Annotated in this window: 13 protein-coding genes; 10 read left to right on the forward strand and 3 right to left on the reverse strand. The window is 72.0% G+C overall.

Annotated elements, in window-relative coordinates:
• Position 1: 1 nt before the first annotated feature.
• Complete coding sequence (locus ACLVWQ_RS27645) at positions 2–961, reverse strand: carbohydrate ABC transporter permease (protein ID WP_414111900.1); 960 nt, start codon at positions 959–961, stop codon at positions 2–4.
• Positions 958–2,271 (reverse strand): ABC transporter substrate-binding protein, encoded by a 1,314-nt coding sequence (locus ACLVWQ_RS27650; protein WP_414111901.1) that lies wholly within the window; start codon positions 2,269–2,271, stop codon positions 958–960. Before ACLVWQ_RS27650 ends, ACLVWQ_RS27645 begins: the two co-directional genes overlap by 4 nt.
• A gap of 288 nt (positions 2,272–2,559) precedes the next feature.
• Here ACLVWQ_RS27650 and ACLVWQ_RS27655 point away from each other — a divergent pair, with 288 nt between their 5' ends.
• The 4 genes from ACLVWQ_RS27655 (at position 2,560) to ACLVWQ_RS27670 (ending at position 9,719) form a co-directional block, all read left to right on the forward strand.
• A complete protein-coding gene (locus ACLVWQ_RS27655; protein ID WP_414111902.1) occupies positions 2,560–4,272 on the forward strand; it encodes a class I mannose-6-phosphate isomerase in 1,713 nt (570 codons plus the stop codon).
• Entirely contained in the window at positions 4,269–5,264 is a 996-nt protein-coding gene (locus ACLVWQ_RS27660) for an ROK family protein (RefSeq protein ID WP_414111903.1), read from the forward strand. The genes ACLVWQ_RS27655 and ACLVWQ_RS27660 overlap by 4 nt, the downstream gene beginning before the upstream one ends.
• A 259-nt stretch (positions 5,265–5,523) precedes the next feature.
• A complete protein-coding gene (locus ACLVWQ_RS27665; protein WP_414111945.1) occupies positions 5,524–6,507 on the forward strand; it encodes a LacI family DNA-binding transcriptional regulator in 984 nt (327 codons plus the stop codon).
• Between the two features lie 137 nt (positions 6,508–6,644).
• Positions 6,645–9,719 (forward strand): alpha-mannosidase, encoded by a 3,075-nt coding sequence (locus tag ACLVWQ_RS27670; RefSeq protein ID WP_414111904.1) that lies wholly within the window; start codon positions 6,645–6,647, stop codon positions 9,717–9,719.
• Positions 9,720–9,746: 27 nt separating this feature from the next.
• Here ACLVWQ_RS27670 and ACLVWQ_RS27675 read toward each other — a convergent pair whose 3' ends face one another.
• Positions 9,747–11,588, reverse strand: a complete 1,842-nt coding sequence (locus ACLVWQ_RS27675; protein WP_414111905.1) for a sigma-54-dependent Fis family transcriptional regulator — start codon at positions 11,586–11,588, stop codon at positions 9,747–9,749.
• Positions 11,589–11,804: 216 nt separating this feature from the next.
• Here ACLVWQ_RS27675 and ACLVWQ_RS27680 point away from each other — a divergent pair, with 216 nt between their 5' ends.
• From ACLVWQ_RS27680 to ACLVWQ_RS27705, 6 genes are all read left to right on the forward strand, one after another.
• Positions 11,805–12,599 carry an acetoin reductase gene (locus tag ACLVWQ_RS27680; RefSeq protein WP_414111906.1) on the forward strand — a complete coding sequence of 265 codons (795 nt, stop codon included), beginning with the start codon at positions 11,805–11,807 and terminating at the stop codon, positions 12,597–12,599.
• A 62-nt stretch (positions 12,600–12,661) separates the two neighbouring features.
• Positions 12,662–13,660: an amidohydrolase family protein gene (locus ACLVWQ_RS27685; protein ID WP_414111907.1), complete on the forward strand. Its 999-nt coding sequence runs from the start codon at positions 12,662–12,664 to the stop codon at positions 13,658–13,660.
• Between the two features lie 88 nt (positions 13,661–13,748).
• Entirely contained in the window at positions 13,749–14,504 is a 756-nt protein-coding gene (locus ACLVWQ_RS27690) for an iron-sulfur cluster assembly protein (protein WP_414111908.1), read from the forward strand.
• The gene (locus tag ACLVWQ_RS27695; RefSeq protein ID WP_414111909.1) at positions 14,501–15,526 is read left to right on the forward strand and encodes an NAD(P)-dependent alcohol dehydrogenase; all 1,026 of its coding nucleotides are present in this window, start codon (positions 14,501–14,503) and stop codon (positions 15,524–15,526) included. The genes ACLVWQ_RS27690 and ACLVWQ_RS27695 overlap by 4 nt, the downstream gene beginning before the upstream one ends.
• Positions 15,527–15,578: 52 nt before the next feature.
• Positions 15,579–15,908 (forward strand): putative quinol monooxygenase, encoded by a 330-nt coding sequence (locus ACLVWQ_RS27700; RefSeq protein WP_414111910.1) that lies wholly within the window; start codon positions 15,579–15,581, stop codon positions 15,906–15,908.
• A 102-nt stretch (positions 15,909–16,010) separates the two neighbouring features.
• Positions 16,011–16,448: a DUF4231 domain-containing protein gene (locus ACLVWQ_RS27705; RefSeq protein WP_414111911.1), complete on the forward strand. Its 438-nt coding sequence runs from the start codon at positions 16,011–16,013 to the stop codon at positions 16,446–16,448.
• Positions 16,449–16,453: the final 5 nt, after the last annotated feature.

Here is a 16,453-nt window from a genome sequence, read left to right on the forward strand (position 1 = left end):
ATCAGGTGCCTTTCGGGGTCAGCTGACGCCGCAGATACAGCCACGAGGTGACCAGCACGATCGTGGTGAGGACGACCGCCACCGCCGCGCCCGCTCCGGGGTGCAGGGCGAGGAAGGTCTCCTGGTACATCGAGACCGCGAGCGTCTCGGACTGCCGGCCGGGCCCGCCCTGGGTGAGCACCCAGATCAGGTCGAAGGACTTGAGCCCGTTGACCAGGCTGGTGCCGACGACGATCACCGAGACGGTGCGCAGCTGGGGGAGCACGACGAACCAGAACCGCCGCCAGCCCGCCGCGCCGTCCAGGGAGGCGGCCTCCAGCGTCTCGGGCGGGATGGTCTGCAGCCCGACCAGGAAGAGGATCACCGCGACGCCCGCCGACTGCCAGGTGTTGGCGAGGATCATCACCAGGGTGTTGCCCGGCCACTCCAGCAGCCAGCCCTGGGCGAACGACCCCATGCCGAACGCCTTGAGGACCTGGTTCGCGGCGCCGTCGGTGTTGAGGACGAAGTTCCACACCACCGCGACGGCCGAGCCGGACAGGGCGTAGGGGAGGACGACGACCAGCCGGGCCGCCCGGGACCACCCGGCGCCGTGCGTCAGGACGGCGATGGCCAGGCCCAGCACGAGCGGCAGCGCGACCGTGCCGACCACCCACATCAGGGTGTTCTGGATCGAGCGGGTCAGCACGGGGTCGTTCAGGAAGAGGGCGTAGTTGTCGAGACCGGCGAAGCGTGAGACGCGCCGGTCGTCGAAGAAGCTCCGGTACACGGTCGTGGCGAACGGGAGCAGCAGCAGCGCGCTCACCAGGAGCACGGCGGGGGCCAGGAACCCGGCACCGGCCAGCCTGTCCCGGATCCGCCGGGCGGAGCGCCGCGCGGGTACGGAGCCCGCCGGGCCCGGCCCCGACGGGAGGTGCGGCCCGGGGAGCGGCGGCCTGCGCTGGTCGAGGGAAGAACTCATGCCTCGTCCCTCTCCCACGTGGCCCACTCCTCGGCCGCCCGGCCCGCCATGCTGCGCAGCGTGCTCTCGGGGGAGGCGGCCCCGGTCATGAAGCTCCCCAGGTCGTCGGTGTTTCCCTGGATGAGGTTGGGCGGGCCCGACTCGCCGTAGCGCGGCAGCAGCGTCCAGTGCTCGCGCAGCGCCCGGTCCTTGAGCGCGGCCATCACCGGGTTGCCGGGCCGCGAGCGGGGGTTGGCCGAGGCGTCCTGGAGGAAGTCGGTCCACACCTTCTGGACCTTCGGGTCGAGCCAGTTCGCCGCGCTCGCCATCGCGGCCTCGTGCGAGACGGCCTTGCGCGGGACGGCGAGCACCCCGGACTCGGTGATGACGGAGCGGCGGGCGGCGGAGGTGACGGGGGGCATGACGAAGGCGTCGAAGTCGACACCCGGCTTCATACCGGTGGCGGCGATCCCCTGCGACTGCCAGGAGCCGTGCAGGAACATACCGACCCGCCCGGCCTTCAGCGCGGCCGGACCGTTGTTCTGGTCGAAGTCGGCCGGCGTCATCCAGCCCTTGCGCATGAAGTCCTGCCAGATCTGCAGCGCCTTGTGCGCCTGCGGGTCGGTGTAACGCGCCTTCCCGCTGATCAGCTTCGTGTAGAACGCGGGGTCCACCTTGCTGACGAGCTCCTGGAACCACTCGTAGGCGGGCCAGTTGCCGCTCTGCGTGGCGACGAACGGGACGACGCCGGCCTTCTTGAGCACCTCGGCGTTGTGCAGCAGCTCCTCCCAGGTGCCGGGCGCCCGCAGACCGTGCTTGCGGAACACGGCCTTGCTGTAGAAGAGCACGTAGTACGACTCGTAGAGCGGCAGGCCGTACACGGCGCCGCGGTAGGACATCGCGTCCCGGGTCTGGGCCGTGACCCAGCCCTTGCGCTCGTAGTCGGCCCACAGCGGGGAAAGATCGCTGAGTTCCCCGGTGCGGGCCAGCGACTTGAGGAGATAGCCCGAGGCCCACTTGATCAGGTCGGTGGCCTTGGTCGTCTGCAGCGAGATCTGCGTGACCTGCCGGTACGACGTGGGGTTCGGGTTGGACAGCGGGCGCAGTGCGTAGCCGGTGAGCTTCTTCAGCTCCCGCCCGGCCGCGACGTAGCCCTGGTCCCAGGTGGCGTTGTCGTTGGCGAGCGAGACGGTGCCGGGCTTCACCGCGGTGCTGTCGCCGCGGGCGCAGCCGGCCAGCACGGCCGCACCGCCCGCTCCGAGGCCCGCCAGGACGCTGCGGCGGCCGAGCGGGTGGGACGACCGTGCTGTCGCCCCGCCGATTGATCTCATGGGGTTCCCTTCCCTGTGGATCCCGGCACGGATCCCTGGCTCTGGGGTGTGATGGGTGGGGGCGCCGTGGCCCTCCGAGAGATCTCGCCGCACCGCACGGGCACCGGCGGTCCGGATTGCCAGGATGTTAACGACACCATGGGGCCGAAACAAGACTCTGCACCGAGGATTTGCCATGGACCCATGTCTAGCTGCGGTTATGGGCGGTAGCAGAGCGTCGACCTTGTCCGACCTGTTTGTTATCGATACCATTCCGACGGCCGCCCGCTCACCCCGTCAGGAGTACCCGTGCACCCCGAGCCCCGCCCGTACGAACACAAACCCCGCTACCCGGCCGCCGGCACCGTGGTCACCGGGTGGACCGACGCCGTCGCGACCCTGCCCACCGCGCCGACCGTGCTCGCCCTGGACGGGCCAGCGGCCCTGGACTGGAAGGAGGCCGCCCGCGGGATCGCCACGGCCCTGCGCGAGCGGTCCGTCGAGGTCACCCTCATCGATGTGCGCGAGCACTGGTCGCCGGCCGCCGTCGAGCGGTTGTGCGTGCCCGACGCCGGCGCCGACGCGTTCTTCCTGCCGCTCGCCGAGTTCGAGATGGCCGATCTCTTCGACGGCCCGCCGTCCGTCGAAGCCCCCACGAGCGGTGTCCTGCTGGTCTTCGGCCCCGGCGCCGCCCTCTGCTCGCCGGACCTCATCTGGTGGGCGGACCTGCCCAAGCGGTACGCCGAGAGCGCCGTCGCCTCCGGAGCACTCCCCGTGGGCGCCAACCTCGGGCGCCCGCACACCCCGGGCGAACTGCGCAGCCTCTTCTACACCGACTGGCCCGTCACCGACCGCCACCGGGACGCGCTCGCGCCCACCATCGACCGGTGGATCGACACCCAGGACCCCAAGGCCCCAACCTCGCTGGCCGGCGAGGCGGTCCGCGCCACCCTCGCCGACCTGGCCCGGCAGCCCGTGCGCACCCGCCCCTACTTCAACTCCACCCCCTGGGGCGGCCAGTGGGCCGCCGAGAAGCTCGGCTTCGAGCCGGAGCACGGCAACACCGCCCTCGGCTACGAGCTGATCGCCCCCGAGGCGGGCGTCCTCGTCGGCCAGGAGAGCGGCGCACTCGTGGAACTGCCCTTCCAGCTCCTGTGCGTCCTGCACCCCGAACCGTTCCTCGGCGCGGACGTCCACCGGCGCTACGGCACCTCGTTCCCCATCCGCTTCGACTACCTCGACACCGTCGGCGGCGGCAACCTCTCCCTGCACTGCCACCCGCGGGATCGGTACATGCGGGAGACCTTCGGCTGGCCCTACACCCAGCACGAGACCTACTACGTCACGGCGAGCGACCCCGGGTCCCGGGTCTTCCTCGGGCTGCGCAAGAGTACGGACGTGGACGTCCTGCGCAAGGAGGTCGAGGAGTCGGCGACGCACGGCACCCCGCTGCGCGTGGAGGACCACGTCCAGACGTTCCCCGCCGACCCCGGCCAACTGTTCATGATCCCGGCCGGCACCCCGCACGCCTCCGGCGCGGGCAACCTCGTGCTGGAGATCAGCGCCACGCCCTACCTCTACTCGCTGCGCCTCTACGACTGGCTGCGCCGCTCCACCTCCGGGGTGCCCAGGCCGCTGTCCCACCGGCACGCCTTCGCCAACCTCGACACCGCGCGGCGCGGCAGCGACGTCGTCGAGGACCTCGTCCAGCGGCCGCGTGTCCTGCGCGAGGGCGCGGGCTGGCGCGAGGAGCTCCTCGGCGCCCTGCCCGAGATGTTCTACGCGGTCCACCGATTCGTGCTCGACGGGACCGGGCCCGCCGACGACGACACCGAGGGCCGCTTCCACATCCTGAACGTCGCCGCCGGGGACGGTGTGGTGGTGGAGACCGCCGACGGCCGGCGCCACGACCTGGCGTTCGCCGAGACCCTCACCGTGCCGGCGGCCGTGGGCGCCTATCGGCTGCGCCCCGTCGGCACCGGGCCCGTACAGGTGGTCAAGTCCCTGGTGACACCCTCATGACGGGAATGCCCGGACCGGAGACCAGGGAGCGGGGGCCCGTGCCGCAGGCCGCGACGCGGGTGCCCGTGCTGGAGATCGGCGGCACCCATGTCACCGCGGCGCTGGTGGACCTGTCGACCGGGCTGCCGGTCGCCGGGTCCGTCGTCCGCGGGCCGGTGTCCGCCGACGCCGGAGCCACGGAGATCCTCGACTCCTTCGCCGACGCCGCCCGGCACCTCGGGGCGCCCGCCGGGGCGTGCTGGGGCGTCGCCGTACCCGGGCCGTTCGACTACGCGGCCGGCATCGGCGGATTCCGGGGCATCGGCAAGTTCGAGGCGCTGCACGGGGTCGACGTCGGGGCGGCACTGCGTCACCGGCTGCCGCGCCCGCGCGCCGTCCGCTTCCTCAACGACGCGGACGCCTTCGCCGTCGGGGAGCACCACAGCGGCGCCGCGGCAGGGCGGCACCGGTCGGTGTGCGTCACGCTCGGCACCGGCGTCGGATCCTCCTTCCTGCACGAGGGGCGCCCCGTCACCGAAGGCCCCACCGTGCCGCCCGGCGGCCGGGCCCACCGTGTCACCGTCGACGGACTGCCGCTGGAGGAGGTGGTCTCGCGCCGGGCGATCCGCGCGCGGTACGCCCGTGCCGCGGGTCTCGACGAGCGGGCCGAGGGCCCGGACGTCAGCGAGATCGCCGCGCTGGCCCGCGGCGCGGACCCGCACGCCGCGGCGACGGTCAGCGGGTGCTTCAGCGCGTTGGGGCGTGCCCTGGCACCCTGGTGCGCCGCGTTCCGGCCGGACGTGATGGTCGTCGGCGGCTCCATGGCCGCGTCCTGGGACCTCATCGGCCCCGCGCTGCGCGCCGGACTCACCACCGGGTCCGAGGCCGCCGGACCGGGAGCGGCCGTCGCCGTCGCCGAGATGGACCTGCGGACCGCACTGCGGCCCGACGACGCGCCCCTGATCGGCGCCGCCCACTGGGCCCTGGAGCACCGGACGGAGCACGGCCCGTGAGGACAGGGCGCCGCCCCGTGCCGGCGGAGCCGCCGGATCCGCCCGCCGGGGCGGACGGCACCACGGGCCGGTCACTCTCTACAATGACGGCGCCCGAGGCTCCGGCGGCCCACGGACCGCACAGCCCCACCGACCACGGACCAGCCGCCGGCCCGGCCCCGCCGACGGCACATGTCCCGGACGGCACAGACCCCCTGACGGTACGAAGGAAGGACCGGCTGTGGCGCAGCATCGACCGAGCGACGTCACCACGCCGACGATGCGTGACGTGGCCGCCCGCGCCAAGGTCAGCGCGATGACCGTCTCCCGGGTGCTCAAGGACGATCCCCGGGTCACCGAAGCCACCCGGGAGCGGGTGCTGGACGCCGTCGACGCGCTCGGCTACCGCCGCAACGAGACCGCCCGCCGGCTGCGCGTGGGCGGCAGCGGGATGATCGGTCTGGTCGTCACCAACCTGGCCAACCCCTTCTACTCGCGGCTGGCGCTCGGCGTCCAGGAGGTCGCCGACGAACACGGCCTGCGGGTCCTGCTCGGCAACACCGCGGAGCAGGTCGACCGGGAACGAGGGCTGGTGGAGGACCTGGCGTCCCGCCAGGTCGACGGGATGATCGTGGTCCCCGCGGGCGGCAGCCACCGCCACCTGGCACCGGCCGCGCTGCGCGGCACGCCGATCGTCCTCGCCTCCCGGCCACCGGCGGGGATGGACGCCGACTGCGTCCTGGTGGACGACTTCGGCGGAGCGGAGGCGGCCACCGGCCGGCTGATCGAGGACGGCCACCGGCGGATCGGGTTCCTGGGCAACCCGCCCGCGCTCTACACCGGCGCCGAACGCTTCCGCGGCTACTGGGCGGCGCATGAGGCGGCCGGTCTGGAGCCGGACGAACGGCACATCCGCCGCGGACTGGCCGACGTGGCCACGGCCGAGCGCGCCGCCGTCGCCCTGCTGCGGGAGCCGGCCGCCCCCACCGCCCTCTTCTGCACCAACAACCGGCTGACCCAGGGCGCCATCCGGGCCGTCCGCACCCTCGAAGTCCCGGTGGCCCTGGCCGGTTTCGACGACTTCGACCTCGCGGACGTCCTCGGGCTCCCGCTGACGATCGCGTCCTACGACGCCGACGAGATAGGGCGCAGGGCCGGCCGGCTGCTCATCGACCGGATCAACGCCGCCCCCGGCACCCCGCTGCCCGCACGACGTTCCGTGGTCCCCACCGAAGTCATCCGGTACGGGACCGACCGACCGTAAGCCGCACACCGTCCGCCCGTTGCCGTTGCCGTTGCCGTTGCCGTCGCGTCGCCGGTTTCGGTCGGGAGCGCCGTCGCCGTGCGACGGGCCGGCGGACGAACCCGCGCCCCTGGCGCGGAACCCCCGATGGAGTCTCCATGCACGACGACCGCACACTGACCGAACGCCGGCTCGCCCGGGTGCTCGACCAGCGTCTTCGGCCCGCAGTCCACGCCCGCTCCCTCCCTCTGGAGGTGAGCGCGCACCACGTCCGCGGCGAACCCGTCCCGGTGAGCGAGGGGATCGCCGGACCCCACGAGCCGATCCGCACCGGCGCGCACTGGGGCCCCGCCTGGTCCACCAGCTGGTTCAAGATCCGCGGCACCGTTCCCGCCGACTGGGCGGGGGAACGGATCGAAGCGGTGCTCGACCTCGGCTTCGGCGCCACCCAGCCCGGATTCTCCGCCGAAGGGCTCGTGTACCGCGCCGACGGCACCCCCGTGAAGGCCCTCAACCCGCGCAACACCTGGCTCCTCATAGCCGAACGGGCCCAGGGCGGCGAGGACTTCGAGTTCCACATCGAGGCCGCGGCCAACCCGCTGATCTTCGACTTCGACGCCGCGGGCGACCCCTTCGTACCCACCCGCGCGGGCGACGTCGCGTCCTGGCTGCGCGCCGACGGGCGGACCGAGTCCGCCGGTGAACCGCTGTACCGGCTGACGCGGATGGACCTCGCCGTCTTCGACGACACCGTCTGGGAACTCGTCCAGGACCTCGACGTCCTGTCCGGGCTCATGCACCAGCTGCCCGAGGACTCCACCCGCCGCAGCCAGATCCGGTACGCGGTCGGCGCGGCCCTCGACGCGATCGACCTCCAGGACATCGGCGGCACCGCCGGACGGGCCAGGACACTGCTGACCCCCGCGCTCGCCGCCCCCGCGCACGCGGGCGCCCACCGGATCTCGGCCGTCGGCCACGCCCACATCGACACGGCCTGGCTGTGGCCGGTGCGCGAGACCGTCCGCAAGGCCGCCCGCACCATGTCCAACGTGACCGCGCTGATGGACGACCACCCCGGCTTCCGGTTCGTCATGTCGCAGGCCCAGCAACTGGCCTGGCTCAAGGAGCAGCGCCCCGAGGTGTACGCCAGGGTGCTGGAGAAGGTGGCGACGGGGCAGTTCCTGCCGACCGGCAGCCTCTGGGTGGAGCCCGACACCAACCTCTCGGGCGGCGAGTCCCTGGTCCGCCAGTTCGTCCACGGCAAGCGGTTCTACCTGGAGGAGTTCGGCGTCGAGACGCGCGACATGTGGCTGCCGGACACCTTCGGCTACAACGCCGCGCTGCCCCAGCTGATGAAGCTCGCCGGCATCGACTGGTTCCTCACGCAGAAGATCTCCTGGAACACCACGAACGCGTTCCCGCACCACACCTTCTGGTGGGAGGGCATCGACGGCTCCCGCGTCTTCAGCCACTTCCCGCCCGTCGACTCCTACAACGGCGACCTCTCCGGCGCCGACATCGGCCACACCGAACGCAACTTCCGCGACAAGGGGGCCGCCAACCGCTCCCTGGTGCCGTTCGGTTACGGCGACGGCGGGGGCGGCCCCACCCGCGAGATGCTGGCGCGCGCCGACCGGCTCGCGAACCTGGAAGGCTCCGCGAAGGTCGAGATGGAGGGGCCCGCCGACTTCTTCACCAAGGCCCACGAGGAGTACCCCGACGCGCCGGTCTGGGTCGGCGAGCTGTACCTGGAACTCCACCGGGGCACACTGACCAGCCAGCTCGCCACCAAACAGGGCAACCGGCGCAGCGAACACCTGCTGCGGGAGGCCGAACTGTGGTCGGCCACGGCCGCGTTGCGGACCGGTGAGCCCTACCCGTACGCGGCGCTCGACCGCGTCTGGAAGACCGTTCTGCTGCACCAGTTCCACGACATCCTGCCCGGCTCCTCCATCGCCTGGGTGCACCGGGAGACGGAGCGGGCCCACGAGGAGGTCGCCCGGGAACTGAACGCCCTCATCGACACCGCCCAGCGCGCCCTGGCCGGCCCGGCGGACGCCGACGGCGGCCACGTCGTCTTCAACGCCGCCCCGCACCACCGCGACGGGGTGCCCGCACTCGCCGCCGCACCCCGTACGGCGCCACCGCGGACGACACCCGTACGGCCGGGCGACGACGGCAGCCTCGTCCTGGACAACGGGCTGGTGCGGATCACGGTCGACGCCCGCGGACTGATCACGTCCGCGTACGACCTGACCGCCGGACGAGAGGCGCTCGCCCCCGGGTCGGTGGGCAACCTGCTCCAGCTCCATCAGGACTTCCCCAACCAGTGGGACGCCTGGGACGTCGACGCGTTCTACCGCAACACCGTGCAGGACCTCACCCGAGCCGACAGCGTCACGGTCCACGGCGACACCGTCGAGGTCGTACGGAGCGTCAACCGCTCGCGCGTCCGCCAGGTGCTGACCTTGCGGGAAGGAGCCCGCCGACTGGACATCGACACAGCCGTCGACTGGCGGGAGCGCGAGAAGATCCTCAAGGCCGCGTTCCCCTTCGACCTCCGGGCCGCCGACTCCACCAGCGAGATCCCCTTCGGCCACGTCCGGCGGCCCACCCACTCCAACACCAGCTGGGACGCGGCCCGTTTCGAGATCTGCGCCCACCGCTTCCTGCACCTCGCGGAGCCGGGCTGGGGGGTGGCGCTGGTCAACGACTCCACGTACGGCCACGACGTCACCCGCGACGTCCGCCCCGACGGCGGCACCACGACCACCGCGAGGCTCTCGCTGCTGCGCGCTCCGCTCTTCCCGGACCCGGACTCCGACCAGGGCGAACACCGGTTGCGCTACGGCCTGGTGATCGGCGCGGACATCGGCGACGCCGTCCGCGAGGGCTACCGGTTCAACCTCGCCGAACGGACCGTCCCGGGCACGGCCGCTGTCGCCCCGCCGGCCGAGGTCGACCACGGCGGCGTCGTGATCGAGGCGGTCAAGCTCGCCGACGACCGCTCGGGGGACGTGATCGTGCGGCTCTACGAGTCGCTGGGCGCCCGCGCCACGACGACCCTGCGCGCCGGATTCCCGTTGGCCACCGCCACCCTGACCGACCTGCTCGAACGGCCCTTGCCGGACGGACCCGCCCTGCCCGTCACCGCCGACGGCGTCCCGCTCGCGCTGCGCCCGTTCCAGATCGTGACCGTACGCCTGACCCCGGGGGCCCGCACGTCCCCCTGACGCCGAGGGCGGTGGAGGAACGTGCCGTCAGTGGCGGGTGGGGAGCGTGATGCCGTACGTCCGCATCTTGCGGTAGATCGTCGTGCGGGAGATGCCCAGCCGCCGGGCCGCCAGGAGTTTGTTGCCGTCCACCTCCAGCAGGGCCTGGACCAGGGTGTCGCGCTCCGACGCCTCCCAGGCGCTGAGGGACCGGCCGCCCGCGCTGTGCAGGGACGGCGGCAGGTCGCCCAGCTCGATCCGGTACGTGCGGCGGCCCGCGGCGGCCTCGGTCAGGGCGAAGTTCAGCTGGCGGACGTTGCCCGGCCAGTCGTGCCGGCGCAGCAGCGGCAGAACCTCCGGCGCGCACTCCACACCCGGGTCGACGCGCCGCAGCAGACAGTCGACCAGGGCCGGGAGGTCCGCGAGGCGGTGCCGCAGGGCGGGCACCGCCGCCGCCTCGACGAAACATCGCCGCAGGGGCTCGGGCACGCCAGGTGTCTCCGGCAGGCCCGACGCGCGGTGGAGCGTCCCCACGGTCCAGGTGCCCCGGGCCGCCGCGGCCTCCAGCGCCCGAGCGACGGCGGGCCCCTGCCCGGCGGGTACGGCGTCGACGTTCCGCAGGACGAGGGCGTGGCCGGGACCGGTGGGCGCCGCGCGCAGGTCGGCCGCCAGGTCGGCCCCGGGGGCGGCGGCCCTGGGGTCCATGGCGTCCACGATCACCGGCGCCGAGGCCGCTCCGGTGAGCGCGTGCGCGGCGTGGACCAGCGCGGACTTGCCCGTTCCGGTCTCGCCCTGGAGCAGGAGGGGCGTCCGGTCGCGGGCGCAGCGTGACACCGTACGGGAGACGGTGTTCCACGCCGGGTCGGTGCCGGCCAGGCCCGGCAGCGGCCACGGCCGGGAGTCGTGCTGCTCCGCACGGGAGCGGGAGCCCCTGCCGGTGCCCGCGCCGGCCCCGGAGCCGGTCCGGTCGGAGAGGGTTTCCGTGAAGGCCAGTTCCAGCAGGTATCCGGCCGCGCCCGCGGGGCTGTCGACCTGGCGGCAGCGCATCAGGACGGTCTCCCCGCCGGTCAGCTGCACCTGCTTGCGGGTGCGGGGCGCGTGCCCCAGCTCGGTGGCGGCCTCGTGCAGCAGCCGGTGGTCGTCGCCGGTCAGCCGCGTCGAGGCGGCGGAGTTGGCGAGTACGAGATCCTGGCCCAGGCACAGCACCGGCCGGTCTCCGTAGTGGGTGACCTGCTGGAACGCCTCCAGCAGGGCCCGCTGGTGCGAGCTGCTGAACTCGTACATCACCCGCTCGATGTCGGCGGCCGCCTCCTGCACCAGGGCCGCCATGAAGGTACGCGCCGGGCCGCTCCAGCAGGTCAGGTTCATGGCGCCCTCGACCCGTCCGGTGACCGAGTTGCGGATCGGGGCGGCCGCGCAGGAGACATCCTGGAGGCGTTCGTTGAAGTGCTCGGTGCCCAGCACCACATTGGGCCGGCGCTCCTCCAGCGCGACCCCGATGCCGTTCGTGCCGACGAACTGTTCGGCGTAGTTGAAGCCGGGCGCCAGATGGACCCGGTCCAGGTGGGCCGAGAGCCGCTTCTCCCCGACGCGGCGGTCGCGTACCCACCCCTTGCGGTCCGTCACGATCACACAGGCGTCCGAACCGGCCAGCGCCCGCTCCAGGCGGTCCAGGACCGGTGTCGCGGCCCGCACCAGGCGGCTCTCCCGGTCGTAGTCGGGCTGGTAGGGGACGACCACCTCGTCCGTGCAGATCCCCAGGTACTTCGAACGCTGCCAGGAGTTGCGGATGCCCTCGGGCACGATCGCCGCCGGCAGCTCCGCGCTCTCGAGGAATTTCAGGCGCGCCCGCGCGATGGTCCGGTCCCGCGCTGTGCCGTCACTGAGCATGGCGCCTCCGATGAGCGTGTTTCCGCCATATTACGAACGCGTTTGCGGCTGTCAATGGCTGGTTCGCCGAGGCTTGTCCGCGCGTTCTGCCGAGCGCGGGCCGGGTGTGTTCCACATTGGGAAACTCGACGCCGCCCCCTGCCGCCACGCTGAGGAACAGCACCGCAGGGCCGCACAAAAGGGTGCGGCCGCTCAACGTCGAGCACAGGAGCACCCATGACTTCCTCCGGCAACGAGACCCGTACCGCGATCGTCACCGGCGCCGCCCGGGGCATCGGCCGCAGCATCGCGGAGCGGCTGGCCAGGGACGGGCTGGACGTGGCCGTCGCCGACCTCCCCGGTATGGGGGAGGAGCTGAGCGAGGTGGCGGCCGGCATCGAGAAGACCGGGCGCCGGGCCCTGGCCGTGCACGCCGATGTGAGCAGCAAGGAACAGACCGACGCGCTCGTGGCGGAGGTGGCCGGCCGCTTCGGCAAGGTCGACGTCTATGTGGCCAACGCGGGTATCGCCAAGGTCACCCCGCTGCTGGACACCGGGCTCGACGAGTTCGAGCAGGTCATGGCGGTGAACCTGCGCGGCGTCTTCCTCTCCTACCAGGCCGCGGCCCGCCAGATGATCGCCCAGGGCGGCGGCGGCAAGATCATCGGCGCCGCCTCGATCGTCGCGTACCGCCCGTTCGCGCTGCTCGGCACGTACTCGGCGTCGAAGTGGGGCGTACGCGGGCTGACCCAGGCCGCCGCCATGGAGTGGGCGCAGCACGGCATCACCGTCAACGCGTACTGCCCGGGGATCGTCGGGACCGCGATGTGGGACCTGATCGACGAGCGGCTGGCCGAGGAGGAGGGCCTCCAGAAGGGCCGGGCCATCAAGAAGTACGCGGAGGCGATCGCGCTCGGCCGGGTCGAGGAGCCCGAGGACGTCGCCTCCTTCGTCTCCTACCTGGCCTCGCGGGACTCGGACTACATGACCGGCCAGTCCGTCATGATCGACGGCGGAATCCAGTTCTCCTGACGCGCCGCGTCGAGCACGCACCGCGAACTCCGCCCACCGCGAACCGAATGGAGAGAAGCGAGATGTATTCCAAGGACGGCGAGAACTACTTCATCGTGGACGCGCACGTCGCGCTGTGGGACGCGCGCCCCGAGAACCAGCTGAACATCCACGGCAAGCAGTTCATCGACTGCTTCTACGACTACCACCGCAATCTGAGCCCGGAGTCGGAGCTCTGGCCGTACGAGGAGTACCTCTACTACGGCGGCGAGCGGCTGATGAAGGACCTCTTCACCGACGGGTACGTCGACCACGCCATCTTCCAGCCGGCGCGGCTGGGGGCGTTCTACCGCAACGGCTTCGGGCAGACCGAGGAGTCCTTCGCGCTCGCACAGCGGCACCCGGACAAGCTCACGTACAACCACTCCTGGGACCCCCGGTACGAGGCGAAGGGGCTCGAACAGCTGCGGCGGGACGCCGAGCGGTTCCAGCTCAAGGGCGCGAAGCTGTACACCGCCGAGTGGAAGGGCGACAGCCGCGGCTACAAGCTCGATGACCCGTGGACGTACCGCTATCTGGAGGCGTGCCAGGAACTCGGGATCAACAACATCCACGTCCACAAGGGGCCGACGATCCGGCCGCTCGACCGGGACGCGTTCGACGTGGCGGACGTCGACAAGGCGGCCACGACGTTCCCCGAGATGAACTTCGTCGTCGAGCACTGCGGTCTGCCCCGCCTGGAGGACTTCTGCTGGATCGCCACGCAGGAGCCCAACGTGCACGCGGGTCTCGCGGTGGCGATGCCCTTCATCCACAGCCGGCCCCGGTACTTCGCGCAGATCATCGGCGAACTGCTGTACTGGCTGGACGAGGACCGCATCCAGTTCTCCAGCGACTACGCGCTGTGGACGCCCCGGTGGCTGATCGAGCGGTTCGTCGACTTCCGGATCCCCGAGGACATGACCGAGTACGCGCCCCTGACCCTGGCGCAGAAGAAGAAGATCCTCGGACTGAACGCGGCCGCCATGTACGACATCGAGGTCCCGGCCGGGCTGGGCGTCACCGAACCGGCGGTGGCCTGAGATGCTCGCCGCCGCACGGGAACAGGCAATACGCGAACAGGCAATACGGGAACAGGCACTTCGCGAACAGGCGGCTCGCGAACAGGACGTGCGCACGGCGCTGGACGCGGTCTTCGACCCGGAGCTGGACGAGCCGATCACCGACCTCGGCTTCGTACGCTCCGTGAGCGTGGCCGCCGACGGAGCGCTCACCGTGCGTCTGCGGCTTCCCACCTCCTTCTGCTCGCCGAACTTCGCGTATCTGATGGCCTCCGACTCCAAGGACGCGCTCACCGCGCTGCCCTGGGCACGGCGGGTCGAGGTGCTGCTTGACGACCACCACGACTCGGACCTGATCAACCGCGGCCTGGCCGCCGACGCGGGCTACCGCGGGACCTTCGGGGCCGAGGCGGAGAAGGATCTCGAAGAACTGCGGCTCACGTTCCGCCGCAAGGCCCACACCGCGGCGATGGAGCGGGCGCTGGCCCTCCTGCTCCGCGCGGACCCGGACCTCACCGAGGAGGCCCTCCACGACGTGGTGCTCGGCGACCTGCCCGACGCGACGGCCTCCGGCGCGCTGCTGCGGCGGCGCGCGGCGCTGGGGCTCGGGGTGGCGCCGACCGACCCGGTCCTGGTGGACGAGAACGGGCGGCGCTACGAGCCGGAGGAGATCCCGGTCCGGCTGCGCTTCGCCCGCGCCGTCCGGGTGTCGATCGACGGCAACGCGCACTTCTGCCGGGGCCTGCTCCGCACCCGGTACCCGCAGTCGGCGGCCGACCAGTCCCCTCGCGCGGGGGAACCCGCCGATGCCGACGCGGGGGAACTCCTCCACCTCACCGTTCCGCAGAAGGAGAACGTCTCGTGAAAGCAGTCCAGGTCGTGGGCTACGGAAAGAACCTCGAACTGGCCGAGGTCCCGGTCCCCGAGGCCACCGGCCCGTACGACGTGATCGTCAGGATCGGCGGGGCCGGCGTGTGCCGCACCGACATCCACATCCTGGAGGGCCAGTGGGCGCAGAAGTCCGGCGTGACGCTGCCTTACACGATCGGGCACGAGAACGCCGGCTGGGTCCACGCGGTCGGCGGCGCCGTCACCAATGTCGCCGAGGGCGACAAGGTCATCGTGCACCCGCTGATCACCTGCGGTCTGTGCCGGGCGTGCCGTGCCGGAGACGACGTGCACTGCGCGAACAACCTCTTCCCGGGCATCGACACGGCCGGTGGTTACGCCGAGTACCTGAAGACCTCGGCGCGCAGTGTCGTACGCATCGACGACTCGCTCGAACCAGCCGATGTCGCGGCGCTCGCCGACGCGGGTCTCACGGCGTACCACGCCGCCGCCAAGGCCGCCCGCACACTGCGGCCGGGTGACCGCTGCGTGGTGATCGGCGCGGGCGGGCTCGGACACATCGGCGTACAGGTGCTCAAGGCCGTCACCGCCGCCGAGATAGTCGTCGTCGACCGCAACCCCGACGCGGTGGACCTCGCCGTCTCCATCGGGGCCGACCACGGCGTCGTCGCCGACGGCGGCCAGGTGGACCGGGTGCGCGAACTGACCGACGGGCAGGGGGCGGAGGCGGTCATCGACTTCGTCGGTGAGGGCGGCTCCACCAAGGACGGCGTCGGTATGCTGCGCCAGGCGGGCGACTACCACGTGGTCGGCTACGGCGAGAACATCGACCTCCCGACCATCGACATCATCTCCGCCGAGATCAACTTCATCGGCAACCTGGTCGGTTCCTACAACGACCTGTGCGAGCTGATGGTCCTCGCCGCGCAGGGCCGCGTACGCCTGCACACCGTCAAGTACCCGCTCGACCGTTTCCAGGACGCCCTGGACGACCTCGGGGCGGGCCGGATCAGGGGCCGGGCGATCCTCACCCCGTGACCGGCCCCGGTAACCCTGCACCAGAACCCCGCACCGGAGAGGAAGTGACCCCTTGATCTTCATCACCGTGAAGTTCCGTGTCCTGCCCGAGAGCGCCGACCGATGGCCCGAGGTGGTGGAGGAGTTCACCCGGGCGACGCGCGCCGAGCCGGGCTGCCTGTGGTTCGACTGGTCCCGCAGCGTCGAGGACCCGGCGGAGTACGTCCTGGTGGAGGCCTTCCAGGACGACGAGGCCGGCGCGGCGCACGTGGGCTCGGCGCACTTCAGGGCGGCGCAGCACACCTTGCCGCCCCACCTCGCCGCGACGCCGAGGATCATCAACGTGAAGGTGCCCCAGGACGACTGGTCGCCGCTCGGTGAGATGGCGGTCGACGAAAGCTAGGCGAGTTCGGCGATGTCGTCCGTCCGCCGGTGTCCGTTGGTGAGAATGGGGATGTTCATGCCGTGACAGGGAGCGTGACGGGGAGTTCGTAGGGGGGGGCGCATGGCTGAGGACTTCGTGGAGACCCCGGTGGAGGGCGACGGGCGCGCGGCGGCCGGGCGTCTGCCGGAGCCGCTCCTGAGGGAGATGGACCGGGAGATGCGTCGGTGGCGGACCGCCACCTTCAACTACGGCGTCACCTACTACCTCAGCCGGATCCTGCTCATCATCGCCAGCGCCGTCGTGGCCGCCGACCAGAACCTCGGCGGCGGCCACGGGAGCTGGCTGATCGCGTGGGTGCCCGCGCTGGCGCTGGCCGTCGCGGTGATGACGGCCGTGGACACCTGGCTGAAACCCCAGCAGAAGTGGCGTGGCTTCATGGAGTCCCGGGACGCGCTCGCGGACCTGAGGATCCAGTCCGGCGGTGGTATGCCGCCGGACGAGGTGCGCGCGAAATTCCTCGAACTGCGCCGCCAGCACCGGGAGCGGAACGTCTTCTGACGGCC

It is taken from the genome of Streptomyces sp. CWNU-52B (assembly GCF_047444975.1).
In the GTDB taxonomy this organism is placed as follows: Bacteria; Actinomycetota; Actinomycetes; order Streptomycetales; family Streptomycetaceae; genus Streptomyces.